Raw genomic sequence first — 23,340 nt, forward strand, 5'->3', positions numbered from 1 at the left:
AGGGGAATCCGATGACCGACCTAACCGAGACGCCGTCTGGCTATACCGATGGCGATGTGGATACCAACCACAGCACCGCCGTCACGCTCAACGAACTCGCCGACCAGCGCTATTCGCGTCGCACCCTGCTCCGCGGATCGAGCGCGATCGTCGCCGCGACGATGGGAAGCTCGCTACTGGCCGCTTGCGACAACAACAATCTCGAAAGCGATACCGCCCCCGCCGTATCGGCCGGAACGGCAGCGGCCACCACCGCGGGCCGCATGGTGACACTGGCCGGTTCCGCGACCGACGACAAGCAGGTCGGCAGCGTGGCGTGGACCCAGGTCGCAGGTCCCCAGGTTACCCTGACCAACGCCTCGACCAACACGGCCACCTTCCTCGCGCCCGTCGTCGCAGCCTCGACCGAGCTCAAGTTCCGCTTTGCCGCCGTCGATTCGCGCGGGCAGACGTCCTTCGCGGACACCAGCGTCACGGTGACGCCCGCGACCCTCGGCTTCACCGCCGTCGCCAAGAACAAGCTGGATGTCGTCACCGTGCCGACCGGCTACACCGTCACCGTGATCAATCGCACCGGCGACCCGATCGCGGCGAACGTGCCCGCCTACAAGAACGACGGCACCGACACGAACTTCGCCCAGCGTATCGGCGATCATGGTGACGCGCTGTACTGGTATGGCCTGAACGCCGACGGCACCGCACGCGACGCGAACAGCTCGACCCGCGGGCTGATCGTGCAGAACCACGAGAACATCAACCAGCAGTATCTGCACGTGAACGGCCCGACCGGCACCAAGACCGGCGAGGTTCGCCCCGAAGGCGAAGCGCAGAAGGAAATCGATTGCCACGGCGTCTCCGTGACCGAGGCCAGCGAGGGTGCCGCCCGCGCCTGGAGCGTGAAGCAGGATTCGACCTACAACCGCCGCATCACGCCGGCGACGCCGATGGCATTCAGCGGCCCGGCCAAGGGATCGGACCTGCTCAAGACCGTCTACTCACCGACCGGCGTGGCAGGTCGCGGCACCATCAACAACTGCGCCAACGGCACGACGCCCTGGGGCACCGCGATCACCTGCGAGGAGAATTGGGCGGGGTATTTCCGCCGCACCGGCGACAATGCGAACCGCACCGCCAGGGAACTGACCGCCCTCGCCCGCTACGGCGTCAGCGGGAGCGGCAACTATGGCTGGTCCACGGTGACCCCGGCCGATTCGACCAACACGCTGTTCCGCCGCTGGGACGCGCGCGCCGGCACCGGCACGGCGACCGACGATTTCCGCAACGAACCGAACCAGTTCGGCTGGATCGTGGAAATCGATCCCTATGCGCCGACCTCGACGCCCCGCAAGCGCACCGCGCTGGGCCGTCTTGGCCATGAAGGCTGCTGGCCCGGCGCGTTCGTGGTCGGCAAGAAGCCGGCCTGGTATATGGGCGACGATTCCCGCCGCGAATATATCTACAAGTTCATCTCGGCCACCGCCTGGGTCGCCGCCGACGCTACCGCCAGCGACCGGCTTGCGACGGGCGACAAGTATCTCGACAACGGCACGCTCTACGTCGCCAAGTTCAACGCCGACGGCACCGGAAGCTGGCTGCCGCTGGTGTTCGGCCAGAACGGGGTGGATGCGAGCAACGCGACCTATGCCTTCGCCAACCAGGCCGATGTGCTGGTGAACGCGCGCCTCGCGGCCGACGTGGTGGGCGCGACGCCGATGGATCGCCCGGAATGGACCGCGGTCAATCCGGTCACCGGCGAAATCTACGTCACGCTGACCAACAACAATGCGGCCAATCGCCCGCTTACCGGCACCGACGCGGCCAACCCGCGCCATTACAACGACCCGTACGGCACCGCGAAAACGGCGCAATATGGCAACCCCAACGGCCACATCATCCGGATGAAGGAAGCCGATACCGAAGCGACCAGCTTCACCTGGGACATTTTCGCCTTCGGTGCGGGTGCCGATCTGGACAAGGCCAACATCAACCTGTCGTCGCTTGATGACAGCAACGACTTCTCCAGCCCCGACGGCATGGCCTTTGCGCGTGCTACCCATGCCGGCGGCCAGGTGAAGCCGATCATGTGGCTGCAGACGGATGACGGTGCTTATACCGACGTCACCAACTGCATGATGCTCGCCGCCCAGCCGGGCACCGTGGGCGACGGCGGCGCGCGAACGATCACCAACACCGGATCGAACGGCGCGACGGCCACCCAGGCGACCCGTATCGGCGCGGCGCCCGGCGCCAACCTCCGCCGCTTCCTCGTCGGCCCGGTCGAATGCGAGATCACCGGCGTGGACTCGACGCCCGATGGCCGCACGCTGTTCGTCGGCATCCAGCACCCCGGCGAAGGCGCGACCGATCCCACCAAGCCGACCAGCCACTGGCCCGACAGCCAGGCCGGCGGCACCGTTGCGGCGAGCGTGCGCCCGCGCTCGGCGGTGGTGGTGATCACCAAGAACGACGGCGGCGTTGTCGGCCTCTAAGGCCCATCAATCGCCGTACAATCGGGGGGGAGGCCATCCGCCTCCCCCCTTCTTCATGCGCGCGATGCGCTTGCCCGGCTCGCGGCCTGGATGAAGCGGAAGACCTCGGCATCGAAACCGGGATCGGCCTGCCCCTCCCAGGCGGGCATGTCCGCATACATGCGGGAGACCCCGGCCTGCATTGCCGGAGTCGCAACCGCGTTGAACGGCGCCAACAGTGCCGACCATTCCCCCAGGAGCGCCTGCGCCGCAGCACTTGCAGGATCCAGGGGCAAGGCCGCCTTGATCCGATCGCCCAGCGCTTTCCACCGTGCCGCGTACGCCGCCTGGTCGAAACCGTCGGGAAGCGTCGCGAGCGTGGCCGCGAAGTCCCCCCGTTCCGCATCCGTGAGATAGTGGGAAGCAACCGCGTCCCACTGCGCCTTGCTGTTCATCTGCCTTTCTCCTTGTTCGATCAGCGAGCAGAAGGTCGCGACGTCGATGGGCTCGCTGCGCTCGACGCGGGACTTGGTTTGAAGGAGCAGCTGGCGCGAGCGTTCGATCTCCGCCGCCTGCGTCTCCAGATGGGCGAGCTGCGCATCTATCAGCGCCGCCAGATTCTGACTGCGCCCGTTCAGCAGGCGCTGGATCTGCGCGAGGGTGAGCCCTGCCCGCTTCAGCGCAAGGATATGGTGCAAGGTCGAGAGCGCAGCCGCGCCGTAGTGGCGACGCCCGGACGCGGTCCTTAGCGGCTTCAGCAAGCCGCGTGCCTCATAGAAGCGCAGCGCCCGCGCGCTGACACCGGTACGGCGGGACACCTCGGCGATATCGATCGACTCCAGCATGGGCATGCTATGCAGGTTGACGCAACGTCAAGCACAAGCCCTTTTTCGGGCGCTCCGCCTTTCTCAGCTTGCGCTTCCCGAGGCGCCCGAGTGAAAAGCAGCCATGCAGATCGCGGTGCTGACCTTCGACGGCTTCAACGAGCTGGATTCCTTCATCGCTGCCGCGATCCTCAACCGGCTCCGCGCCCAGGGTTGGGCGGCGCACATCACGTCCCCGACCGAGGAAGTCACCTCGCTCAACGGCGTCACCATCCGGCGGCAACAGCCTCTCGGCTTTGCGGCCGAGGCTGATGCCGTGCTGATCGGCAGCGGATCGAAAACGCGGGACATCGCCGCAGACGCGGATCTGCTCGGTCGGCTCCGGCTCGATCCCGAGCGCCAGCTGATCGGCGCGCAATGCTCCGGAACCTTGTTGCTGGCGAAGCTCGGCCTGATCGGCACGCTGCCCGCCTGCACCGATCTCACCACCAAGCCCTGGGTGGTGGAGGCGGGCGTGGAGGTGCTGGATGCGCCGTTCGTGGCGCACGGCAATATCGCGACCGCCGGGGGGTGCCTCGCCTCCCAGTATCTAGCGGCCTGGGTGATCGCCCGCCGCGCAGGCGTCGCTGCCGCGCGCGCGGCGATCCACTATGTCGCGCCGGTCGGCGAGAAGGAGGAGACGGTGGCGCGCACGCTGCGCGTCCTGTCTCCCTTCCTCCTCGCCGAGGCCGACCTCAGCGATCGGTGCGGCTGATGATCTTGGCGGTCCCGTCCGGCGTGATCGTCACCATGTGCGCGACGCCGCCGCTGCAATTGGCGCGCCACAGCGGGTTGCCGTCCTGATCGGGCAGGCGCTGCGAGCTCTCGACGTGGTCGCACTTCAGCCCGGCATCCATGATCGCGCGGATGAAGACGACATTGCGCTGCGCGTCGTTCATCGCAACGACCTCGGCGGCGACGTTATTGCCCATCGCGCCGTTCCCGACCACCGCATTCGCCTCGGCCGCATTGTCGGCCGCCGCGTTGCCCGTCGCCTCGCCGCCCTGCTGGCACCCGGCAAGCGCCAGCGCCACGAGAGAGGGCAGAAGGATACGCTTCATCATCGTTCCATACTCCTGATTGCCCGACGCGAGCATTCCCGCGTCGGGCCCGTTCCACCTTGCCGCCAAAGGATCGACGATCGTGAAGGTTCCGTATTGAACGCTTCTGATCAGCGTTGATAGGCCTTGGGCAAAGCCCCTTCCTCGGGCTTCCAATAGCGGTCGCGCAGGCGGGTCTGCCGGTTGGCCAGCGGCTGCTCGATGCCGTCGACGAACAGCTTCACCGGCTCGCTGCCGATTTCGAGCGGGTCGCCGTCCCACACCACCACATCCCCGGCGCGGCCGGCGCGCAGCGATCCGTACGCGTCGCCCATCCCCATCGCTTCCGCGGGCTTGGAGCTGATCGCCGCGAACGCCGCGTCCCAGCTGAGCCCCGTGGCGCCGGGCACGCGGGTCAGCGCGACGAGATTGCCGGCGAACTGCTTCTCCAGCCGCGCCTGGCGCGCCTCGTCGTCGTTGATCATGCCCACGCCGACCAGCACGCCCGCCGCCTGCATCCGCCCGATATTGGACTGGGTGGCGGCAAGCTGTTCGAAGCTTGCCGGCAGGTCGTTGAGCGCATTGGCGATCACCGGCACGCCGGCGGCGGCGATGTCCCGCGCCACGGTCCAGCCCTCGCTGGCGCCGACCAGCACCAGCTTCAACCCCGGCATCTCGCGCTTCAGCTGGAGCAGCACCAGGATATCCGACGCGCGCTCGACATGGACGAGCAACGGCACCTTGCCCTGCGCCACCGCGGCCAGTGCCTCGGCATCGGCGCGGGTGAGGAGTGCGTCCTTGCCCCGATCGGCGAAGCTGGCCGGGTTGCGCGCATAGTCGCGCGCCTCCAGCATCGCGTTGCGGAACATCGCGATCGCCGCCGGACGGCTGCCGCCGGCCGAACGACCGCCGCTCTCGCCATATTCCATGAACTGGAAGGCGCGGGGGCGGGCAACCGCGTGCAGGTCGCTGCGCGTGTCGATCACCGCCCCCTGGCCGGCGAAGATCGACCCCTTGCTGGTGTCCGGCGCGACCACGGCGCGGGTGACGCCGTCGGTGCGGTTGATCGCGATCGGGGTCGCGCGCGGGTTTACCGCCGGACTGACGTCCAGCGCCGCGTTGAACGGCGAGCTGCCGGCAGCGGCATCGTTGGTCACGCCGACCCCGTCGACTTCGACGATACCCATGCGAGTGAAGCCGGCGAAGATGCCCGGCGTCACATAGCGTCCGCCGGCATCCACCGTCTGCATGCCCGCCGGCACCGCGACGCCGCGCCCGGCCGCGACGACCTTGCCGCCGCGCACCACCACCGTGCCGCCCGCAATCGGCGCCGATCCGTCGCCGATCACCAGCTTGGCGTTGGTGACCGCGATATCCTGCGCCATCGCAGGCGCCGCCAGCGCCGCGCAGGCAGCCGCGGCGAGAAACAGGGTCTTCCTCACTTCACATCCCCCTCGCCCGGCTGGCCGAGCTCGAAATCGGAAACCGGGCGGCGCTTGGGATCCTTGGCGTCATACAGCAGCGCGCCGTCGACCCACACCATTTCCGGCCGCGTGTAGACGCTGAACGGATTGCCGTTCCACAGCACCACGTCCGCCATCTTGCCGGCCTTGAGGCTGCCGGTCCTGTCGGCAATGCCCAGCGCGATGGCGGGATTGATCGCCAGCCACTTCCAGGCCGTCGCCTCGGACACGTCGAAGCCGCCGCGGATCGCCGAAGCGCGCGCCTTGGCGACTTCCTGGTTCAGCCGCTGGATACCGTTCGCATCGTCCGAATGGATCATCGCGCAGGCGCCTTCCTTCTCCAGGATGGCGAGGTTCTCGGGCACCGCGTCGTACGACTCCATCTTGAATCCGTACCAGTCGGCCCAGACGGCGGCGCAGGTATTGTTGACCTTCAGCAGATCGGCGATCTTGTAGGCTTCCACCGCGTGGTGAAATGCCGAGACGCGATAGCCGAATTCCTTGGCCATATCGAGGACATTGGCCATTTCATCGGCGCGATAGCAGTGATTCTGCACGCGAATTTCGCCGTCGAGCACGCCGCGCAGCGTATCCATCGCGATGTCCCTGGACGGTGGCTCGCCGCCATCCTTCTCATATTTCTCCCAGCGACGCTTATATTCGGCCGCCTTCGCCCAGGTCTGGCGGTCGACGGCGATGTTGCCCATCCGGGTGGAGGGTTCGCGGCCCCGGCTGCCATAGACGCGCTTAGGGTTCTCGCCGCACGCCATCTTCAGGCCATAGGGCGCGCCGGGGAATTTCATCCCCTGCATGGTGCGGGCATAGACGTTCTTGAGCACCACGGAACGGCCGCCGAACAGGTTCGCCGAGCCCGGCAGGATCTGGAGCGTCGTCACGCCGCCATTGGCAAGCGCGCGGCCGAAGCCGGGATCCTGCGGCCAGACGCTATGCTCGGCCCAGACATCCGCGGTGACCGGCGAGGTCGCCTCGTTGCCGTCCGAAAGGGCATCCACGCCCGGCGAGGGATAGTCGCCGAGATGGCTGTGGATGTCGATCACGCCGGGGGTCACATATTTGCCCTGCCCGTCGATCACGGTGACGCCGGCTTCGGCGGTCAGGGTCTGGCCGACCGCGACGATCCTGCCGTCGCGGAACAGCACCGCGCCCCCGTCGATCCGGCCGCCTTCGCCGTCGAGGATCGTCACGTTGGTCAGCAGGGTCGGCACGCCCGGATAGGGGCGGTAGGTCGACGGATAGGGATCGTGATCGTACCCCTTGCCCAGGCCCGGCCCCTTCTGCGCGGGTGCGGAGGAGGCGCTGGCGGGCTTGCCGCCGCTTCCCCCGCAGGCGGTTAGGGCGACGCAGGCGGCCGCCATGGCAAAGCTTCGGATCAAGCGTGACTCCCTGATGTTCTTATGATTGTCCCCGCGCAATTGATTGCTGTCACCGGCCGATTTGGCAAGCGCCTGTTCGAAGAGGAAGACGAAATCCGCAGAAAAGCGCGCGTCACCCTATGGCTTTTCGTTGGGAATTAACCGATGCTGACTAAATCGTAGCCTTGGCTTCGACCTGTTCAGGGGCAGGTAGTTTGCACGTTGATACCATGAAGCTGGGCGCTGCAGGCCTTGGCCCTAAGCGCCTGAACGTCTCCGCAGCGAAGACGCTCGCCGTCATCGCCTTCGTGTGCGGACTGACGACGCTGCTGGGCTGGGCGCTCGACATTCCCCTCCTCTACCGTTTCCTGCCGACCACCTATCCCCTGTGGCCGCTCAGCGGCTTGGCCTACACCTGCATCGCGGCCGGCGTGCTGGCGGATCAGGCCGAGCGGCGCCGCCTTGCCCTGCCGCTCTATGCCATCGCGCTGACCATCGGCGTGCTCGGCACCGCCCAGCCCCTGATCCATCCCTGGATCAATCCGGGCATGCTGCTTTTCCCCAGCCGGATCGAAGTGCTGGGATTGCCGCACGGCGGCAATCCCGGGGTGAACGCGGTCGTCTACCAGCTGATGCTGCCGATCGCCGCACTCGCCTGCCGCAGTCGATGGCGGCTGCTGCGCGAGGTCGCACCGCTGGTGGCCATCGCGCCGCTTGCCCTGGCGTTGTCGAGCGCCACCGCGATGATGCTGGCGACCAAGCCCAGCGTGGTAAACCTCGACCTGCGCGCGTCGGTGCCGGGCACGATCATAGCGATGTCGCTGACGGCAGCCATTCTGCTCGGTCATTGGCGCGTGGTCGGGCAGGCCTCGGCCAGGATCGAGCGTCCGCAACCGAGCGCCATCCAGACGGTCGTCGCCGGGGCGATCCTGCTGCCCGCCCTGCCCGCCACGATCGAGCTTCTGCTCGAGCGCCGCGCCGACGGCGCGATGATCCCCGGCCATCTCGTGCTCGGCATGTTCAACGTTCTGGCCATCGGCCTGATCGCCTATTGGGCGGTTCATCGCGTCGGCCGCGAACAGACCGCCCGCGCCGAACTGACGCTGGCGCTGGACGGCGCGACCGTGACGATGACGGACGCGCGGGGCGCGATCATCTACTGGTCGCTCGGCTGCCAGCAACTCTACGGCTTCACGGAAGCCGAAGCACTGGGCGCGAACATCTACATGCTGCTCCGGGCACGCTGTCCCAGCTGGAACAGCAGCTATGCCTTGCCCGACGCCGACGGCGCACAGGAACTGGTGGAACAGCGCAAGGACGGCAGCGAACTGCATGTCATCGAACGCCAGCTTCGCTTCGCAACGCCGGACCGCGGCGCCATCGTGGTGCACAGCATCCTCGATATCTCCGAGCGCGTTTCCGCGCTGCGCGCCCTGCGGGCCAGCGAGGAACGCCTGGCACAGGCCGCGGCGGCACACGAACTCGGCATCTTCGACTGGGACGTGGGGAGCGACCACGTCAACTGGTCGCCGGGTACCGAACAGCGCCTGGGCCTGCGGCCCGGCGCCTTGTCCAACTTCGAGTCCTGGCGACACCTGATCAACCCGGACGATCTGGAAAGTCTTCGCAACACCGTCACCCTCGCGACCAAGGAACGCGCGGACCGATTTGCGTTTCGGTACAGGCTGGACAATCAGGAAGGCGTGGCCCGGACTCTGGAGGGCTCCGCACGCTGCTTCTACGGCGCGAACGGCGAGCTGATCCGGGTGGTGGGCGCAGCCCTGGACATCACCGAGCGCGACGAGCGAGAAGCGGCGCTCCGGCGGCGCGAGGCGCAGATGCGCACGGTGCTCGAAACCGTCCCGGATGCGATGATCGTTCTGGGCAGCGACGGTTCGATCCTGCAGTTCAGCGCCGCCGCCGAACTGCTCTGGGGCTATCGCGCTTCGGAAGTGGTGGGGCGCCACTTCACCATGCTGATCCCGTCCGACGAAGCGGAAGCGGACGAGGAACTGCTGCGGCGCTTCATCGAAACCGGCGAGGGGCTGGTCGGCGAGGTGCTGGTCGGCACCGCGCTGACCGCCGACGGGCGACGCTTCCCGGCGGAGATGCGCGCCGGCGTCGCGCGCAGCGACGGGCATCTTCTGATTACCGTCTTCATCCGCGATCTGAGCGAGCGCGTTGCGGCCGAGCAACGCCTGAGCGAACTCAACAACGAGATCGCGCATGTGTCGCGCCAGAGCGCGATGAGCGAGATGGCCGCGGATCTTGCGCATGAGCTCAACCAGCCGCTCAGTGCGACAGCCAATTTTCTCGCGGCCGCCCGCATGTTGATCGAGCGCGGCGAAGGCGGCCCGCGCGTCACCGACCTGTTACGCATGGGCTCCGAGCAGACGCAGCGCGCCGGCGAGATCATCCGCAGGCTACGCGCCTTCGTCGCGCGCGGCGAAGTCGAGATGCGGGTTGAATCGGTCGAGCGGACCATCCGCGACGCGGTGGAGCTGGTGCTGGTCGGCACCGGCCATTTCAACCTGCGGGTGAGCTTCAACCTCGACCCTGCCGCGCGCTTCATTCTCGCGGATCGCATCCAGGTGCAGCAGGTGCTGGTCAATCTGCTGCGCAACGCGGTGCAGGCGCTCAAGATGGTCGATCCCGACGACCGCCAGATTACAATAACATCCGAGACGCTGCCCGACGAAATGGTAGCAATCACAGTTACGGACAGCGGTCCGGGCCTCCCCGCGCATGTGTTGGAAACACTTTTTTCACGCTTCAGTACGACCAAAGGCGGGGCTGGTGGAATGGGGATTGGACTTTCGATCAGCAAACGCATTATCGAGGGTCATGGGGGGATACTCAGTGCGGAAAATGCGCCGGGGGGTGGTGCGTCGTTCCGCTTTACTTTACCCGGTGTCGAAGAAGGTGAAGAATAATGACCCGAACGATCTACATCGTTGACGATGACGATGCCGTGCGCGCATCCCTGCACAGCCTGTTGTCCGTACGGCCGGACCTGATCGTCCGCGGCTATCGCTCCGGTGATGCTTTTCTCGAGCAGGAGAGCGAGCTGGATCCCGGCGTGGTGCTGCTCGATTTCCACATGCCCGGTTCCAGCGGGCTCGATGTTCTGACCACCTTGGATCGCGCGCCCAAGTTCGTGCCGATCGTACTCACCGGTCAGGGAAATGTCGGCCTGGCGGTGCAGGCGATGAAGGCGGGCGCGCTCGATTTCATCGAGAAGCCCTATGAAGCCGAGTTCCTGCTGAAGGTGATCGACCAGGCCTTCTCCAAGCTGGAGGAAGACAGCGAGGCCGCGGCACGGACCGCGACCGCGGAATCGAAGATCGCCAAGCTCTCGCCGCGCGAGACCGACGTGCTGAAGGGCCTGATCGAAGGCCGTTCGAACAAGATCATCGCCTATGAGCTGGACATCAGTCCGCGCACGGTGGAGATCTACCGCGCCAATCTGATGGAAAAACTGGAAGTCCGCAGCCTTTCCGAAGCGCTGCGCATCGCCTTCGCCGCGGGGCTGTTCCCCAAGGGGTGACTTATTGCATCGTCCCGCCATCGCGCAGCAGTGCAGCGATGGCGGCGGCGGGATCGTCCCCGCTGACATGATGCAGATGCGGTGCGACCGCGTCGACTTCCGCGCCCACTACGATCAAACGCTGCCAAAGTGGATCCATACAGAGCGCCGGCAAGCCGCCGGGCTGCTCGCGCGTTGCGGACAGATCCGCGACCAGGACGGGCGCGACCCCACCCAGCCGAGCGATGCGCGCGGGATCGACCCTTTCCATGCTCACGACATCGATGCCGGAAAGCGCAAGCCGCGCCGCCAGCATGCTGCGAAGGCTGGCCTCACGAACCATCAGGATCACCAGCATGTTGAGCACACCATCTTCTCGGCCTTTGTAACGCGCTTGTTTCCGATCATATTCCGGATCGTGGCTGCTGACCACCCAGGTATCGCTTTGGTCCGATATCCGTGGTCAGAACTTGAACACCAGATCGGCATAGCCGTAGCGCGCGTCGCTGCTATGCGGGGCATTGGGGGCCTCATGCAGGAAGCGGCCCTTGGCGAGATAGGCGGCGCCGACCTCGATCCGCAGCCGGTCCGGGATGAGCGAACGGCGCACCCGTACCTCCATTTCGGTTCCAGCATGCCGCCCCGCGGCACCCGATTTGTCACGCACGTTGGTGAAGGCGAAGGTGTCGGTGCGGTCGGCGAGCCACAGCCCGCGCACGGCGCCCATCAGATCGAGCCGCTTCGACGGCTTCGCCTCGAGGCGGATGCCCGGCGACACCAGATTCGCCAGCCCGACCGGGCCGAACAGGGACGTGGGGCCATAATCGGCGCGGCGCGCGCCATATAGCGAGTCGAACCGGCCATAGGCGGCATTGGCCCCATCCCCGCTGGCATAATCGAAGAAGGCGGCGATGCGCGGTGTCCAGCCCTTGGGGATGGTGTACCCGCCTTCGACATGGGCGAAGCCCGCACGCACCGTAAGGTTGGTGCGATCGGTGACCGCGTTCGTCAGATGCGTCTGGCCCCGTTGCAGCGCCGCTTCGGCCTCGACGTCGAACTTGCCCTTGGCGGGCACCCGGCGGAGACGCAATCCGAACGTCACCAGTCGGCGATCGCGGGTCTGATACCCCGGGCGATCCTGTTCGGTAAGGCGATAGACATAGCCGCCCACGCTCACCTTGTGGCCAATATCGGCAAGATTACCGTCGCCCCCGAAGAACACCGTGCCCGTATCGATGCGGTCAAGTTGGACACGATTGCCGATGATGTCGTCCATCGACGTGGCAAGCGCAGTCACGGGATGGGTCCAAAACAGTACCAGCTCGTCCTTGTGCTTGTTTCGATAGTCGACACGGCCGCCGAGATAGGACGGGAAAGTATTGCCAAAGTCGGCCCGCGAAACGAGGCGCATGGCGCCGAACGTCATGGTGAACCTGCCGCCGATGGCCGTCAGGCTATCTCCCCTGCTCACCAGATTGTGCAGCTTGTAGGTTGCGAAGGCCTGAAGCGGCTCGATCGTGTTGACGTCGCTGGCCTTGACCGAGCTGTTATGCCCCTCGCCGTAACCGCGCGCATCGAGCAGCTCGCCCGTGACGTTCAGATCGCCCCAGTCGACCTTGGCCAGGACCAGCGTCCGCACCGACGCGAACACGGTGCTTTCGTCCACCTTGGGACGGAACTGGCCGTCGATACCCTCCAGGCGCGCACGGACACTGCCTTCGATGTGCAGCTTCGGACCCGCCGACGCGGGCGGCGGGGTCGCGGACCCGGTCTGCGCATGCGCGGTCCCGGCGACGAGCGACAATGCCAGACCGATGCTGCGCCACGAATTTAGACGCTGTTGAATGCCGTACACCCGCGCGCTCCTGCCGCCCCTAATTGTTGGCCTTATAGGAAGGAACGGCCGCAAGATTCGTGCGCGCGACATCGGACCCGGAGTTTTCCGGAAGTTCCCGAGGGACTGTCCGTAATCGCCGAAAGGTCGGTCTCGCCGGAAACGCCTCTATAATAATCACCACGTCGCATCCGCGGCGCGGACAAACGCTCCGGCTGCAGATCGGGGCTTGCGGGTGGTATCTACATGTTCGCATTTCTCGACGATTGGCCCCTCACCAAGAAGATGCTGGCCGCCTTCAGTTTTCTGGGACTTCTGCTGGTCGGCCTCGCGATCAACGGCTGGATGTCGAACCGGGACCTGACGAGCATCGCGCGCAAGCACGTGGAAGTCAGCGTCGCCGGCATGTCCAACATGACCGACGTGATCAGCGACATCAAAGAGATGCGCATCATCGTCTACAGCCATTTCAATGCGCTGTCGGACGAGGAGCGCGCCAAGCTGCAGAAGCGGCTCGACACCGCGTCGGACGAGCTGGACAAGGATCTCAAGGGCTTCGCTGCCGTCGCCGATCCCTCCATGGCCGGTGACATCGCGCGGATGACGGCGATCAAGGGGCAGCTGGACGACATCAATCGCCGCATCTTCGAGGCGGACCTGGTCAACAAGGATACCGGCCTCAAGCTGATCAAGTCCGAAGGCAAGGAACGTTCGCACGACGCGCTCGACCAGGCGCAGAAGATCCTCGATACCCTGCGCAAGGCGTCCGAGGAAGCGAATGCGCGCGGCAATGCCTCGGCGGTGACGGCGCTGATCCTCACCATCGGCCTTTCGCTGATCTCGATTGCGGCGCTCGGCGGCGTCTGGCTGGTAATCAACCGTACGATCGCCCAACCGATGGCACGTCTCGCACGCGTGACGAAGACGCTGGCGGAAGGCGGCACGGCGACGGTCCCGAGCCTCGGTCGGGGCGACGAGCTTGGCGAGATCGCCCGCGCGGTCGAGCAGTTCCGCCTCGCCGCTTCCGAGCGCGCGCAGATCGACGCCCGCGCTGCCGCCGAACAGCAGATGGTGACCAACACCGTGCGCGAAAGCCTGGTCCGCGTGGCCCAGGGCGACTTGACCGCCGACATCACCGCAGACTTCCCGGGCACCTATGCCGAGCTGAAATCGAACCTGAACGAAGCGCTCGCGTCGCTGCGCGAGCTGATCGGATCCGTGACGGACTCGACCAACCGCATCCGCACCGGCTCGACCGAGATCGCCCAGGCCAGCGAAGACCTCGCACGGCGCACCGAAGCCAACGCCGCGGCGCTGGAGCAGACGGCTGCGGCCGTCACCCAGATGGACCAGCGCCTCAAGGCGACCGCAACGGCCGCCAACAGCACCGTCCAGCGCGCCGACCAGACGATCAGCGTCGTTTCCTCGGGTCGCAGCACGGCCGACGAGGCAGTCCAGGCGATGACCCGCGTGGCGGAAAGCGCCAAGGGCATCGACAGCGTGATCGAGGGCCTCGACAAGATCGCCTTCCAGACGCGCGTTCTCGCGATGAACGCCGCGGTCGAAGCCGGTCGTGCAGGGGAAGCGGGTCGCGGCTTTGCCGTCGTCGCCGACCTCGTCTCGGCGCTGGCGATGCGCGCGGAAGAAGAAGCCGGCCGCGCCCGCGACCAGCTTACCGCGACGCAGGCCGATATCGTCACGGCGGTCGGCATGGTCGAGAAGGTGGATGGCGCGCTGTCCAACATCTCGAGCGATGTCGGCGAAGTGCACCAGCTGCTCGGCCGCATCGCGACCGACAACCAGGCGCAGTCTTCGGCGATCTCCGAGATTTCGGACACCATCGGCACGATGGATCAATCGACCCAGCAGAATGCCGCGATGGTCGAACAGACCTCGGCGGCGGCCCGCAACCTCACTTCCGAGGTCGGTTCGCTGGCCGAACAGGCCGAGCGCTTCAACACGGGCAAGTCGTCCGGCGCGAGCAGCCGGCCTGCAGCCGCCCCGCGCGCCAAGAGCACGGCCAGATCCTCGGGCGGTGGCTATGTCTCGCCGGTCAAGCCGATGGCAGTACCGGCGGCCTCGGTCCCGGCCGGCGCGGACGACTGGACGTCGTTCTGATCGGCTGACCATCCTGCCACAAATCAAGACGGGCGCTCGGCTATGCCGCGGCGCCCGTTTTCCTTTGCCGCGCCCGCGGTCTGAACCGTCCCTTCGCGCAGCACGCCCGCGCCAGGCAGCGCGCGGCTCCAAACCGCCTCTCGTGCGGACTTGACGAGTAAGTCTACATATGTTGAAAATAGTCGGTACCGCAAAGGTGGCGACGCGATTGCGCACCGGTGGCGCGCCCCACCCGCTGGTGCGGCGCGGCGGACGAGGGAGGAGATGGGCCTGATGCCGGGTACGCTGCGGTCCTTGTACAGGCGCATGGTCACCTCGTCGCGCGCCGGCATCGTGCCCGCATGACCCGGGCTCTGGCGAAAGCGATATTGGCATTGGCGATGGGCAGCCTCGGCGCCGATCGCGGCGGTTGGGCACGGGCGATGGCGGCGGAGTGCGATGCAGCGGAAGCCGATGGCCGATTGCTCGGCTTCGCATTGGGATGCCTGCTGGGCGCGTGGCGGATCCTGCCGCAGCACCGCGAAGGCAGGTTCACCCTGCTGCGCCACGCATTCTCGCTTGGGATGCTGCTTCCCATGGCTGCGTTGCTGGCGGTGGCGGCGATCCTCGGCCTGCCATGGATCGAAGCGCCGAACGGCGTGGCTTGGTTGCTTGTCGGTAACAGCGGATCCGGATCGTTGCTGAACGCGGGATCGCGTAGCGTCGCGCCGGCGCTGACGCTCGTCCTGCTGCAACTCTCGGCCTGCCATCTGCCGCTCGCCTGGTGGATGCTGGACCGTGACTGGAATCGCGTTGCCGCCGCAGCGCGGTTCGGCGCGGCCGCAATGGTGACGCTGCTGATCGTGACCGCCTGCGCTGCCCTGAACGTGACGGCGCTGTTGCTTCCTTGCACCATGATAGGTGTGGAGTTCGCGGCCGTCCTGGCGCTCGCCAGCATGCAATCGCGGCAGGACCGCCATGCGGCAGATAGGAATTGCAGCAAGTCCGTCTGATCGCCGCCACCGAAGGAGACGGGCAAAATGCGCAAAGCGAGGACGAAAGCCGCCCGCCCTGCCGCGAGATCGCGGCAGGGGCGCCTGTGGCCGCTGGTCACCAGTGCGGCGATGCTGCTGGCCGTCCCCGCCGAAGCACAAACCGGCCAGACGATCGTGTCGAATAGCTGGTCCGTCTATGGCGCACCCTACCAGCATGGCCGCGACACGCGTGTGCCGGGGGACGGCGTCGTCGCCGTGGAAGCCATTGCCAATGCGGCTGCGCCCTGGTCCAGCGGCGCCGTTGTCCCGATCGCGGAACCCATCGCTGCCGGGGAGCGTGTGACCGCGATATTCTGGGCCCGGTCCGCGCAGCCGGTGCGGCTCTCGGTCGCGTTGCAGGGGCAGGCACCCGCCTATGCGCAGTTCGCGAGTGCCGACATCGCGCTGACACCGCAATGGCAGCGCGTATCGTTGCGCGGCACTGCGCCGATGGCTTTCGCCGCGAACACCCAGTCGCTCTCGCTGCCCCTGGGTCGGGCGGGTACGGACGTGACGCTGGGACCGATCGCCTTCTTTCGTGGCGAACCCGACGACACAGCGATCGCCAAGGCTTTTGCCAACTTTCACCCGGCCGAAGTCACCACGGATGTCCGCATCGCGTCCGAGCCCGGCGTCATCCTCGCCGGAACGCTGCACCTTCCCAACGGCCCCGGCCCCTTCCCGCTCGTCGTCGTCCTTCAGGGACATGGCCCCAACGGACGCGGCGGTTTTGCCGAGATCATCAAGCGCCTGATCGCAAATGGCGTTGCCGCACTGGAATATGACAAGCGCGGCGTCGGCCAGTCGACGGGCCTCTACAGGGAAGACCTCGAACGTCTGACGCTCGACGCCACCGCGGCGGTGGCGGCGATGCGCCGCCGCCCCGAGATCGATGGCCGCCGCATCGCGCTGATAGGACATAGCCAGGGCGGCGTGATCGCGCCCGCGGTCGCTGCGGCAGATCCCGGCATTTCCGCGATCGTCAATCTGGCGGGCTCCGTCGGGGACGGACTCCCCTATCTTCGCAGGGCGTTGCGCAACCAGATGCTCGCCGCCGGACAATCCGAAGCGGTGGCGGAGCGGGTCGCGGATGCTGCCGTCGCGCTGCTGCAGGCACGGATCGACCATGCGGATGCGGAGACCATCGCGCGCCGCCGCGCTTCCGTGGTCGACCATCTAGAAGCGGCCGGCTTTCCCAGGCCGCAGGCACAAGCCGGGCTGGAGAGGATCGATACCGAGGGCCGGCAGGCAGACAAGCTCCGTTCCGCATCGGACCTGCGGGCGCTGCGCATGCCGGTGCTGGCGATCTTCGGTTCGAAGGATCCGCTGGTCGTCGCCGACGACGAGGCGCAGGCGGCGCGGACCGCGCTCGCGGCGAACCCGCGCGGCAAGGTGATCGTGCTGGAGGGGCTGAGCCACTGGTTCCAGGAAGGGGCGGTCACCGGGCGCGAGGAGGAAGTGGCGAAGCTCGGCCCGAATGCCGGGTCTCCCCGCCTGGTCACCCTGGTGACGGACTGGCTGATCGATGCCTTGGGCCAGGGTGCGTCCACACCGAAAGCCGCCGCAGCGCAGGCCAGCGACCCAGTATGAAAAAGGCCCCGGGGAACACCCCGGGGCCTTTTCTTCTGCCGGTCGGCGGATGGGATCAGGCCGCGGCGGCGCGGGCCGTCGTCGCGGTGCTGCCGCGATCCTGGAAGCCGAGGCCCTCCATCACCGTGCGGTTCACCTCGATCAGCTCCAGGATCGACTCCCGGCCGGCGACGACGTGGCTCGTGAATCGATCGACCCAGAGGCTCAGCGAGATGATCTGCGCGCGCAGCTCGTTGGGCAGCCCGTTGCCGGGGGTGCCGCAATCGGTCGAGAAGACCGACCACATTTCGCGGTTCCGGTACAGCGACGGCATCAGCAACGCGCCCTTCAGGCCGGCTTCGTGCGCATTCATCATCTCTCCGGTGATCTCGCGCATCAGCCGCAACTCTGCAGAGCGCGGCGTTTCGGCCCGGCTCCGGGCCGCCTGATAAGCATTGATCGTCATTGTCGCTCCTTTGCTCGTATCGCCATTGTAGGAAGATTTTGCCGACCTCGCGCACACGCTTCCTATAAGATTCGAGCGCCCTCGCGTACGGGCGCTTTCCCAGGGAAAGCATCGTGATCAATGGCCTATTTACCTTCGCCTCGCCGCGCGCGCGCAGCGGCCGTGCGGGCGGGACGGGCGCACCGCACGACAGCGACGGACCACGGGGCATGATCCCGGCGGCCGCGCGCCCGCTTTCCACAATCGGCTTCGGAAAAACCCGCGTTTGGCAACGGTTCCGCAACCCTCCCGGGTGCATGGACCGGCGGTGCGGTGAACCCGCACCTAAGCATTATCCCCGAAGCACCCGGTACCCCCGGAAACCATCCTATAATTCTGGAAACATCCAGGGAAAGATTTTGGGCTCGTCATGCTGAACGCCGTTGGTTTCGTCATCATTCTCGCGTGCGTGTTCGGCAGCTTCATGATGTCGGGCGGCAAGTTCGAGATCATCGCACATGCGTTGCCGCACGAGCTTATGGCGATCGGCGGCGCAGCGATCGGTGCGTTCATCGTCGGCAACTCGATGCCGACGGTGAAGAAGGCCGGTGCCGGCATCATGCGCGCGTTCAAGGGCGGGCGCTGGAAGGCTTCCGACTATACCGACCTGCTGACGCTGATGTTCACGCTGCTGACGCTGTTCAAGAAGAGCGGCGCCACCGGCATCGAGCCGCATCTCGACAAGCCGGAAGAGAGCGACATCTTCAAGCCCTATCCACGGCTGCTGAAGGACCATCACCTGATCGAGTTCCTCTGCGACTACCTGCGGATGATGACGGTCAATTTCGAGGATCCGCACCAGCTGGAATCGGCGATGGAAGCGGACATCGAGAAGCACCATCACGAGGAAACCCATCCGCAGCACTCGCTGCAGCTGATGGCCGACGGCCTGCCCGCCATCGGCATCGTCGCGGCGGTGCTCGGCGTCATCAAGACCATGGGCTCGATCGATCAGCCGACCGAGATCCTGGGCGCGATGATCGGCGGCGCGCTGGTCGGTACCTTCCTCGGCGTGCTGCTGTCCTACTGCGTCGTCGCGCCGCTCGCCGGCAAGCTCCTCGAGACGATCGAAGCAGACTCCAAGCCCTTCACCATCGTGAAGACCGCCATCGTTGCCTACGCCCAGAACCAGCCGGTGCAGGTCGCGATCGAAATCGCCCGTCGCATGACGCCCTCCGCGTACGCGCCGACCTTCCAGCAACTCGAAACCGCTCTCGACGAGGCCAAAAATGGACTTTCCCCTGCCACCGCTTGAGGCCGGCGCGGACAACGCGCTTGCGCTCCCCGCGCACGGTGCGACCGTGACGGCTGCGGATCTTCAAACCCGCCTCATCCAGGCGGTCGACGGCGACGGACCGGTCGAGATCGATGCCTCGCAAGTCGAGAGCGTCGGCCAGGCGGTGCTGCAGCTGCTCGTCGCGGCCAGGGCCGAAGCCGAAAAGCTCGGCAAGGCCTTCACCATCCTCAACCCCAGCACTGCCTTCACCGATCGTGTGACCCGTTGTCAGCTAGCAGCGGCGATCGGCATTGATACCGGAGAACTTCTGTGACCAAGCTGATCCTTACCGTCGATGACTCCGCAAGCATGCGCATGCTGCTCAAGACGTCGCTGACCTCGCAGGGCTTTCGCATCGAAAGCGCGAACGACGGACAGCATGGCCTGGAGCGCATGCACGAGGTCAAGCCCGACCTGCTCATCACCGACATCAACATGCCGAAGATGGACGGGTTCGAACTGATCGAGGCCGTACGCCAGGTGCCGGAATTCAAGGGCGTGCCGATCCTGGTGCTCTCGACCGAATTCTCGGACGAAAAGAAGCAGCGCGCACGCTCGGCCGGCGCCACCGGCTGGATCACCAAGCCCTTCGAGGCCACCAAGCTGGGAGCGGCGATCCGCCGCGTTTGCCCGTGAGCGACGAATTCGACGATATCCAGGCAATCTTCTTCGAAGAGTGCACTGAAGGCCTCACGACGGCCGAAGAAGGGCTGTCGGCGATGCAGGCGGGAGACCTCTCCGCCGAAACCATCGCCGGGGTGTTCCGCGCGATCCACTCGATCAAGGGTGGCGCCGGCGCCTTCGGCCATTCGGACCTGACCGCCTTCGCGCACAAGTTCGAGAATGTGCTCGACGAAGTGCGTGCCGGGAAGATCGTCCCCACGCCCGGCGTGATCCGGGTGATGCTGAGCTCGTTCGACGTGCTGTCGGACCATGTCGAGGCCGCCAAGGGCAATGCGTCCCGGCCGAACGACGGGGCCGCGCTGAGCGCGCTCGAGCAGGTGCTCGCCAACAAGGGCGTGCCCGAGGGCGACGCGCCGGCTGCGGCCGCGCCTGCCGCACCGGCGCCCGCCCCCGCCGCGCCGGCACCCGCGCCGGCGGCACAGGAAGAGGAAGACGAGTTCGGCTTCCGCCCGGTTGGCGTGTCGCTCGACGATCTCGAGGCGCCCGCGGAGGAAGCGGCCGGCTGGAGCGTACGGTTCAAGCCGTCGCGCGCCGCGCTCGCCAATGCCGGCGAACCGCTGCTCACGGTCCGCGAGCTGGAGGGTCTGGGTGCGCGCGTCGAATCGGTCGACATCAGCACGCTTCCCGCGCTGCGCGACATCGATCCCGAGGACAGCTACTTCACCTGGGTGATGAACGCCCCGGCCGAGCTGCCGGAAAGCGATCTTTCCGACTGCTTCGACTTCGTCGCGCCGGACTCGGTCATCGAGATCAAGCGCACCGAAGACGTGGTTCTGCCCGAAGGCGCAGCCACGACCGAAATGGACGGCGAAGACGAGATTCCGTTCGTGCCGGTCACGGCGACGGTCGACGACTTCATGGATCTGGGGGCAGCCCCGGCAGCGCCCGCGCCGGCGCCCGCGACGGCACCGACGCCTGCTCCGGCAGCGGCGGCGCCCGAGGCGGCCCCTGCCCCCGCAGCTGCGGCGACCCCGCCGGCCGGCGGTGGCGGCACGCCCGGCGGCGCCGGCCCCGGTGGCGGCGGTTCAGGCGGCGGCGGCCCGGCCAAGCCGGCCAACGAAGCCGCGCAGACCATCCGCGTCGACCTGATCAAGCTCGACCTGCTGCTGAACCTGGTCGGCGAGCTGGTGATCCGCAACTCGATCCTGGCCGACCGGCTCTCGCCGGCCGATCGCCAGCGCGTCGAACTGCCCGAACTGGCCCGCCTCACCCGGCAGATCCAGGACAACGTCATGTCGCTGCGCGCCCAGCCGATCCGGCAGGCCTTCAGCCGCGTGCCACGCATGCTCCGCGATCTGTCGGTGGAAACCGGCAAGCAGATCAACCTCGAGACGATCGGTGAGACGACCGAAGTCGACAAGGGCGTGATCGAGAAGATCGGCGATCCGCTGACCCACATGATCCGCAACGCCGCGGACCATGGCCTGGAAAGCGCCGAGGAGCGGATCGCGGCGGGCAAGGACCCCGCCGGCACGATCAAGCTGTCGGCCGAGCAGAAGGGCGCCCGGATCTTCGTGCGCGTCGCGGACAACGGCCGCGGCATCAACCGCGAGCGCGTCCGCGCCAAGGCCGTCGAAAAGGGCATCATCAGCGCCGATGCGGTGCTGACGAACGAGGAAATCGACCAGCTGATCTGCGCCCCGGGCTTCTCCACCGCGGAGAAGATCTCGAACATCTCGGGTCGCGGCGTGGGCATGGACGTGGTGCGTTCCAACGTGGAAGCCCTGGGCGGCCGCGTCGAGATCCACTCGGTCCCCGGCGAAGGCACGACCTTCACGATGATCCTCCCGCTCACGCTGGCCATTCTGGACGGCATGATCGTGCGGCTCGCCGGCCAGCGCTTCGTCCTGCCGCTGACGCACGTGCTGGAGACGATCCAGCCCGAGCCCGGCCAGGTGAAGCGTACCTCGCCCGACAACGAAGTGATCGACATGCGCGGCGAATATCTGCCGGTGAAGCGTGCGACCGAGATCTTCGGCCTGAACGACGACCGCGCCATCGAGGACTCGCTGGTGGTGATCGTCGAGAGCGAAAGCTCGGGCAAGGTCGGCCTGGTCGTCGACACCATCGATGACCGTCGCGAAGTCGTGATCAAGAGCCTGGATCAGAACCTGCATCCGATCCGCGGCCTGGGTGGCGCGACCATCCTCGGCGACGGCTCGATCGCACTGATCCTCGATATCGAGGCGCTGGTTTCCTCGCCCTCCCGTTACACGCCCAAAGGACTGGCAGCATGAGCACCACCCCTGACACCGCGAACGACCGCAAGATCGTTACCTTCTCGCTGGCAAAGCAGATTTTCGGGATCGACATGAGCGCGCTCATCGAAATCCGCGAATGGGACGAGCCCACCCCGCTCCCCAACGTGCCGAGCTTCGTGAAGGGCGTGACCAACCTGCGCGGGAACGTGATCCCGGTGGTCGGCCTGGCCGAGCGCCTGGGCTGGGAACCGAGCGTGCTGCATGCCCGCTCTTGCATCCTGGTCGTCAACATCATGGGCAAGCAGGCGGGCTTCTTGGTCGACGAGGTCAACGACATCGTGGGCATCAACGTGGGCGAGATTCAGCCGGCACCGGCAGTCGAGACCGCGCTGGAGGAAAGCGTGATCGCGGGCCTGGTCCGCATCGCCACCCGCGCCAAGGACGGCACGCGCGACGAGAATGGCAGCATGGTCCTGCTGCTCGATCTCAACGCGCTCAGCCTGACCAAGCACCTGGACCTCGCAGCATGAGCCCCGCCGGGGGCGCCGCCGCGGCGTCCGCCGGCGCCGGAAACGCGATGGCACCGGGCCAGACCGCGGAGCTTACGCCGCGCGACTTCCAGGCCATCGCCGCGATCATGTACGACGATGCACGCATCTCGCTCAGCGAGGCGAAGACCACGCTCGTCCAGTCGCGCCTCGCGCGCCGGCTGCGCAAGTTCGGTCTCTCCCGGTTCTGCGACTATGTCGACCTGGTGCACAGCGATGCGGAAGAACGCCATGCGATGGTGGTGGCGCTGACCACCAACCACACGCACTTCTTCCGCGAGCCGCACCATTTCGATCACTTTCGCGAAACCGTGATCCCCACGCTGCAGCGCAAACAGGGTCCGATCCGGATCTGGTCGGCAGGCTGCTCGTCAGGCGAGGAAGTGTACACGATCGCGATGTGCCTGCTGGGGCCAAGCCGCAGCACCGCCTCGTGGTTGCGCAATGCCGATGTGCGGCTGCTGGCGACCGACATCGCCCCGCATGTCGTCGAGTCGGTGCAGCGCGGCGTATATGCCGAGAATGTCGCGGCCGGTGTGCCGGAGCCGTATCGCTCCACCTGGATGAAGCCGACGCAAGGCGGCTTCGTGATGGCGGACGAGGCGCGGCAGATGGTCACCGCGAAGGTGCTGAACCTGTTCGAACCATGGCCGCTAAAGGCAGCCTATGACGTTATCTTCTGTCGTAACGTGATGATTTATTTCGGAGATCCCGCAAAGGAAGAGCTGGAGCATCGCTTCGTCGAGCAGCTCGCCCGGGGAAGCTTCCTGTACATCGGTCACTCAGAACGGCTGATCGGCCCGGCCGCGAGCAAGATGCGCTCGTGCGGGCACACCATCTATCAGAAGCCGGAGTAAAA

At 66.5% G+C, this 23,340-nt stretch carries 20 protein-coding genes; 13 read left to right on the top strand and 7 right to left on the bottom strand.

Annotated elements, in window-relative coordinates:
* Nucleotides 1–11 precede the first annotated feature (11 nt).
* Nucleotides 12–2,489, top strand: coding sequence for a PhoX family protein (locus A7X12_RS24235; protein ID WP_064314130.1), 2,478 nt, complete (start codon nt 12–14; stop codon nt 2,487–2,489).
* A 53-nt stretch (nt 2,490–2,542) separates the two neighbouring features.
* On the opposite strand, the gene A7X12_RS24240 is transcribed toward A7X12_RS24235, so the two are convergent.
* Complete coding sequence (locus A7X12_RS24240) at nt 2,543–3,313, bottom strand: MerR family transcriptional regulator (protein ID WP_064313984.1); 771 nt, start codon at nt 3,311–3,313, stop codon at nt 2,543–2,545.
* Between the two features lie 103 nt (nt 3,314–3,416).
* Between A7X12_RS24240 and A7X12_RS24245 the strand changes: the two genes are divergently transcribed.
* Complete coding sequence (locus tag A7X12_RS24245; protein WP_064313985.1) at nt 3,417–4,046, top strand: DJ-1/PfpI family protein; 630 nt, start codon at nt 3,417–3,419, stop codon at nt 4,044–4,046.
* Here A7X12_RS24245 and A7X12_RS24250 read toward each other — a convergent pair.
* The 3 genes from A7X12_RS24250 to A7X12_RS24260 form a co-directional block, all read right to left on the bottom strand.
* Nucleotides 4,027–4,395 carry a hypothetical protein gene (locus tag A7X12_RS24250; protein ID WP_064314131.1) on the bottom strand — a complete coding sequence of 123 codons (369 nt, stop codon included), beginning with the start codon at nt 4,393–4,395 and terminating at the stop codon, nt 4,027–4,029. The two genes, A7X12_RS24245 and A7X12_RS24250, sit on opposite strands and share 20 nt — an antisense overlap.
* A 107-nt stretch (nt 4,396–4,502) precedes the next feature.
* Nucleotides 4,503–5,813, bottom strand: coding sequence for an amidohydrolase family protein (locus A7X12_RS24255; protein WP_064313986.1), 1,311 nt, complete (start codon nt 5,811–5,813; stop codon nt 4,503–4,505).
* Nucleotides 5,810–7,210 carry an amidohydrolase gene (locus tag A7X12_RS24260; protein ID WP_064313987.1) on the bottom strand — a complete coding sequence of 467 codons (1,401 nt, stop codon included), beginning with the start codon at nt 7,208–7,210 and terminating at the stop codon, nt 5,810–5,812. The genes A7X12_RS24255 and A7X12_RS24260 overlap by 4 nt, the downstream gene beginning before the upstream one ends.
* 212 nt (nt 7,211–7,422) lie before the next feature.
* Here A7X12_RS24260 and A7X12_RS24265 point away from each other — a divergent pair, with 212 nt between their 5' ends.
* A complete protein-coding gene (locus A7X12_RS24265) occupies nt 7,423–10,140 on the top strand; it encodes a PAS domain S-box protein (protein WP_232318674.1) in 2,718 nt (905 codons plus the stop codon).
* Complete coding sequence (locus A7X12_RS24270; protein ID WP_084446076.1) at nt 10,140–10,754, top strand: response regulator transcription factor; 615 nt, start codon at nt 10,140–10,142, stop codon at nt 10,752–10,754. Before A7X12_RS24265 ends, A7X12_RS24270 begins: the two co-directional genes overlap by 1 nt.
* A gap of 1 nt (nt 10,755) precedes the next feature.
* Here A7X12_RS24270 and A7X12_RS24275 read toward each other — a convergent pair whose 3' ends face one another.
* Together A7X12_RS24275 and A7X12_RS24280 are read right to left on the bottom strand one after the other, a co-directional pair.
* Nucleotides 10,756–11,091 (bottom strand): hypothetical protein, encoded by a 336-nt coding sequence (locus A7X12_RS24275; RefSeq protein WP_232318675.1) that lies wholly within the window; start codon nt 11,089–11,091, stop codon nt 10,756–10,758.
* A 105-nt stretch (nt 11,092–11,196) separates the two neighbouring features.
* Complete coding sequence (locus A7X12_RS24280) at nt 11,197–12,588, bottom strand: alginate export family protein (protein WP_198162167.1); 1,392 nt, start codon at nt 12,586–12,588, stop codon at nt 11,197–11,199.
* 225 nt (nt 12,589–12,813) lie between these two features.
* Between A7X12_RS24280 and A7X12_RS24285 the strand changes: the two genes are divergently transcribed.
* From A7X12_RS24285 to A7X12_RS24295, 3 genes are all read left to right on the top strand, one after another.
* A complete protein-coding gene (locus A7X12_RS24285; RefSeq protein WP_064313991.1) occupies nt 12,814–14,685 on the top strand; it encodes a methyl-accepting chemotaxis protein in 1,872 nt (623 codons plus the stop codon).
* A 341-nt stretch (nt 14,686–15,026) separates the two neighbouring features.
* On the top strand, nt 15,027–15,677 hold the full coding sequence (locus A7X12_RS24290) for a hypothetical protein (protein ID WP_157105717.1): 651 nt from the start codon (nt 15,027–15,029) through the stop codon (nt 15,675–15,677).
* 27 nt (nt 15,678–15,704) lie between these two features.
* Nucleotides 15,705–17,288, top strand: a complete 1,584-nt coding sequence (locus tag A7X12_RS24295) for an alpha/beta hydrolase (protein WP_064313993.1) — start codon at nt 15,705–15,707, stop codon at nt 17,286–17,288.
* 55 nt (nt 17,289–17,343) lie between these two features.
* On the opposite strand, the gene flaF is transcribed toward A7X12_RS24295, so the two are convergent.
* On the bottom strand, nt 17,344–17,733 hold the full coding sequence (gene flaF / locus A7X12_RS24300; protein ID WP_064313994.1) for a flagellar biosynthesis regulator FlaF: 390 nt from the start codon (nt 17,731–17,733) through the stop codon (nt 17,344–17,346).
* 409 nt (nt 17,734–18,142) lie between these two features.
* On the opposite strand from flaF, the gene motA reads away from it, so the two are divergent.
* The 6 genes from motA to A7X12_RS24330 are packed head-to-tail and all read left to right on the top strand — an operon-like array spanning nt 18,143 to nt 23,338.
* A complete protein-coding gene (motA, locus tag A7X12_RS24305; protein ID WP_064313995.1) occupies nt 18,143–19,027 on the top strand; it encodes a flagellar motor stator protein MotA in 885 nt (294 codons plus the stop codon).
* Complete coding sequence (locus tag A7X12_RS24310; RefSeq protein WP_064313996.1) at nt 19,002–19,322, top strand: STAS domain-containing protein; 321 nt, start codon at nt 19,002–19,004, stop codon at nt 19,320–19,322. The genes motA and A7X12_RS24310 overlap by 26 nt, the downstream gene beginning before the upstream one ends.
* Nucleotides 19,319–19,684 (top strand): response regulator, encoded by a 366-nt coding sequence (locus A7X12_RS24315; RefSeq protein WP_064313997.1) that lies wholly within the window; start codon nt 19,319–19,321, stop codon nt 19,682–19,684. The genes A7X12_RS24310 and A7X12_RS24315 overlap by 4 nt, the downstream gene beginning before the upstream one ends.
* Entirely contained in the window at nt 19,681–21,969 is a 2,289-nt protein-coding gene (locus A7X12_RS24320) for a chemotaxis protein CheA (protein WP_064313998.1), read from the top strand. The genes A7X12_RS24315 and A7X12_RS24320 overlap by 4 nt, the downstream gene beginning before the upstream one ends.
* Nucleotides 21,966–22,463 carry a chemotaxis protein CheW gene (locus A7X12_RS24325; protein ID WP_064313999.1) on the top strand — a complete coding sequence of 166 codons (498 nt, stop codon included), beginning with the start codon at nt 21,966–21,968 and terminating at the stop codon, nt 22,461–22,463. The genes A7X12_RS24320 and A7X12_RS24325 overlap by 4 nt, the downstream gene beginning before the upstream one ends.
* Nucleotides 22,460–23,338, top strand: a complete 879-nt coding sequence (locus A7X12_RS24330) for a CheR family methyltransferase (protein WP_064314000.1) — start codon at nt 22,460–22,462, stop codon at nt 23,336–23,338. The genes A7X12_RS24325 and A7X12_RS24330 overlap by 4 nt, the downstream gene beginning before the upstream one ends.
* Nucleotides 23,339–23,340: the final 2 nt, after the last annotated feature.

Source organism: Sphingomonas sp. TDK1 (genome assembly GCF_001650735.1).
GTDB lineage: Bacteria > Pseudomonadota > Alphaproteobacteria > Sphingomonadales > Sphingomonadaceae > Sphingomonas.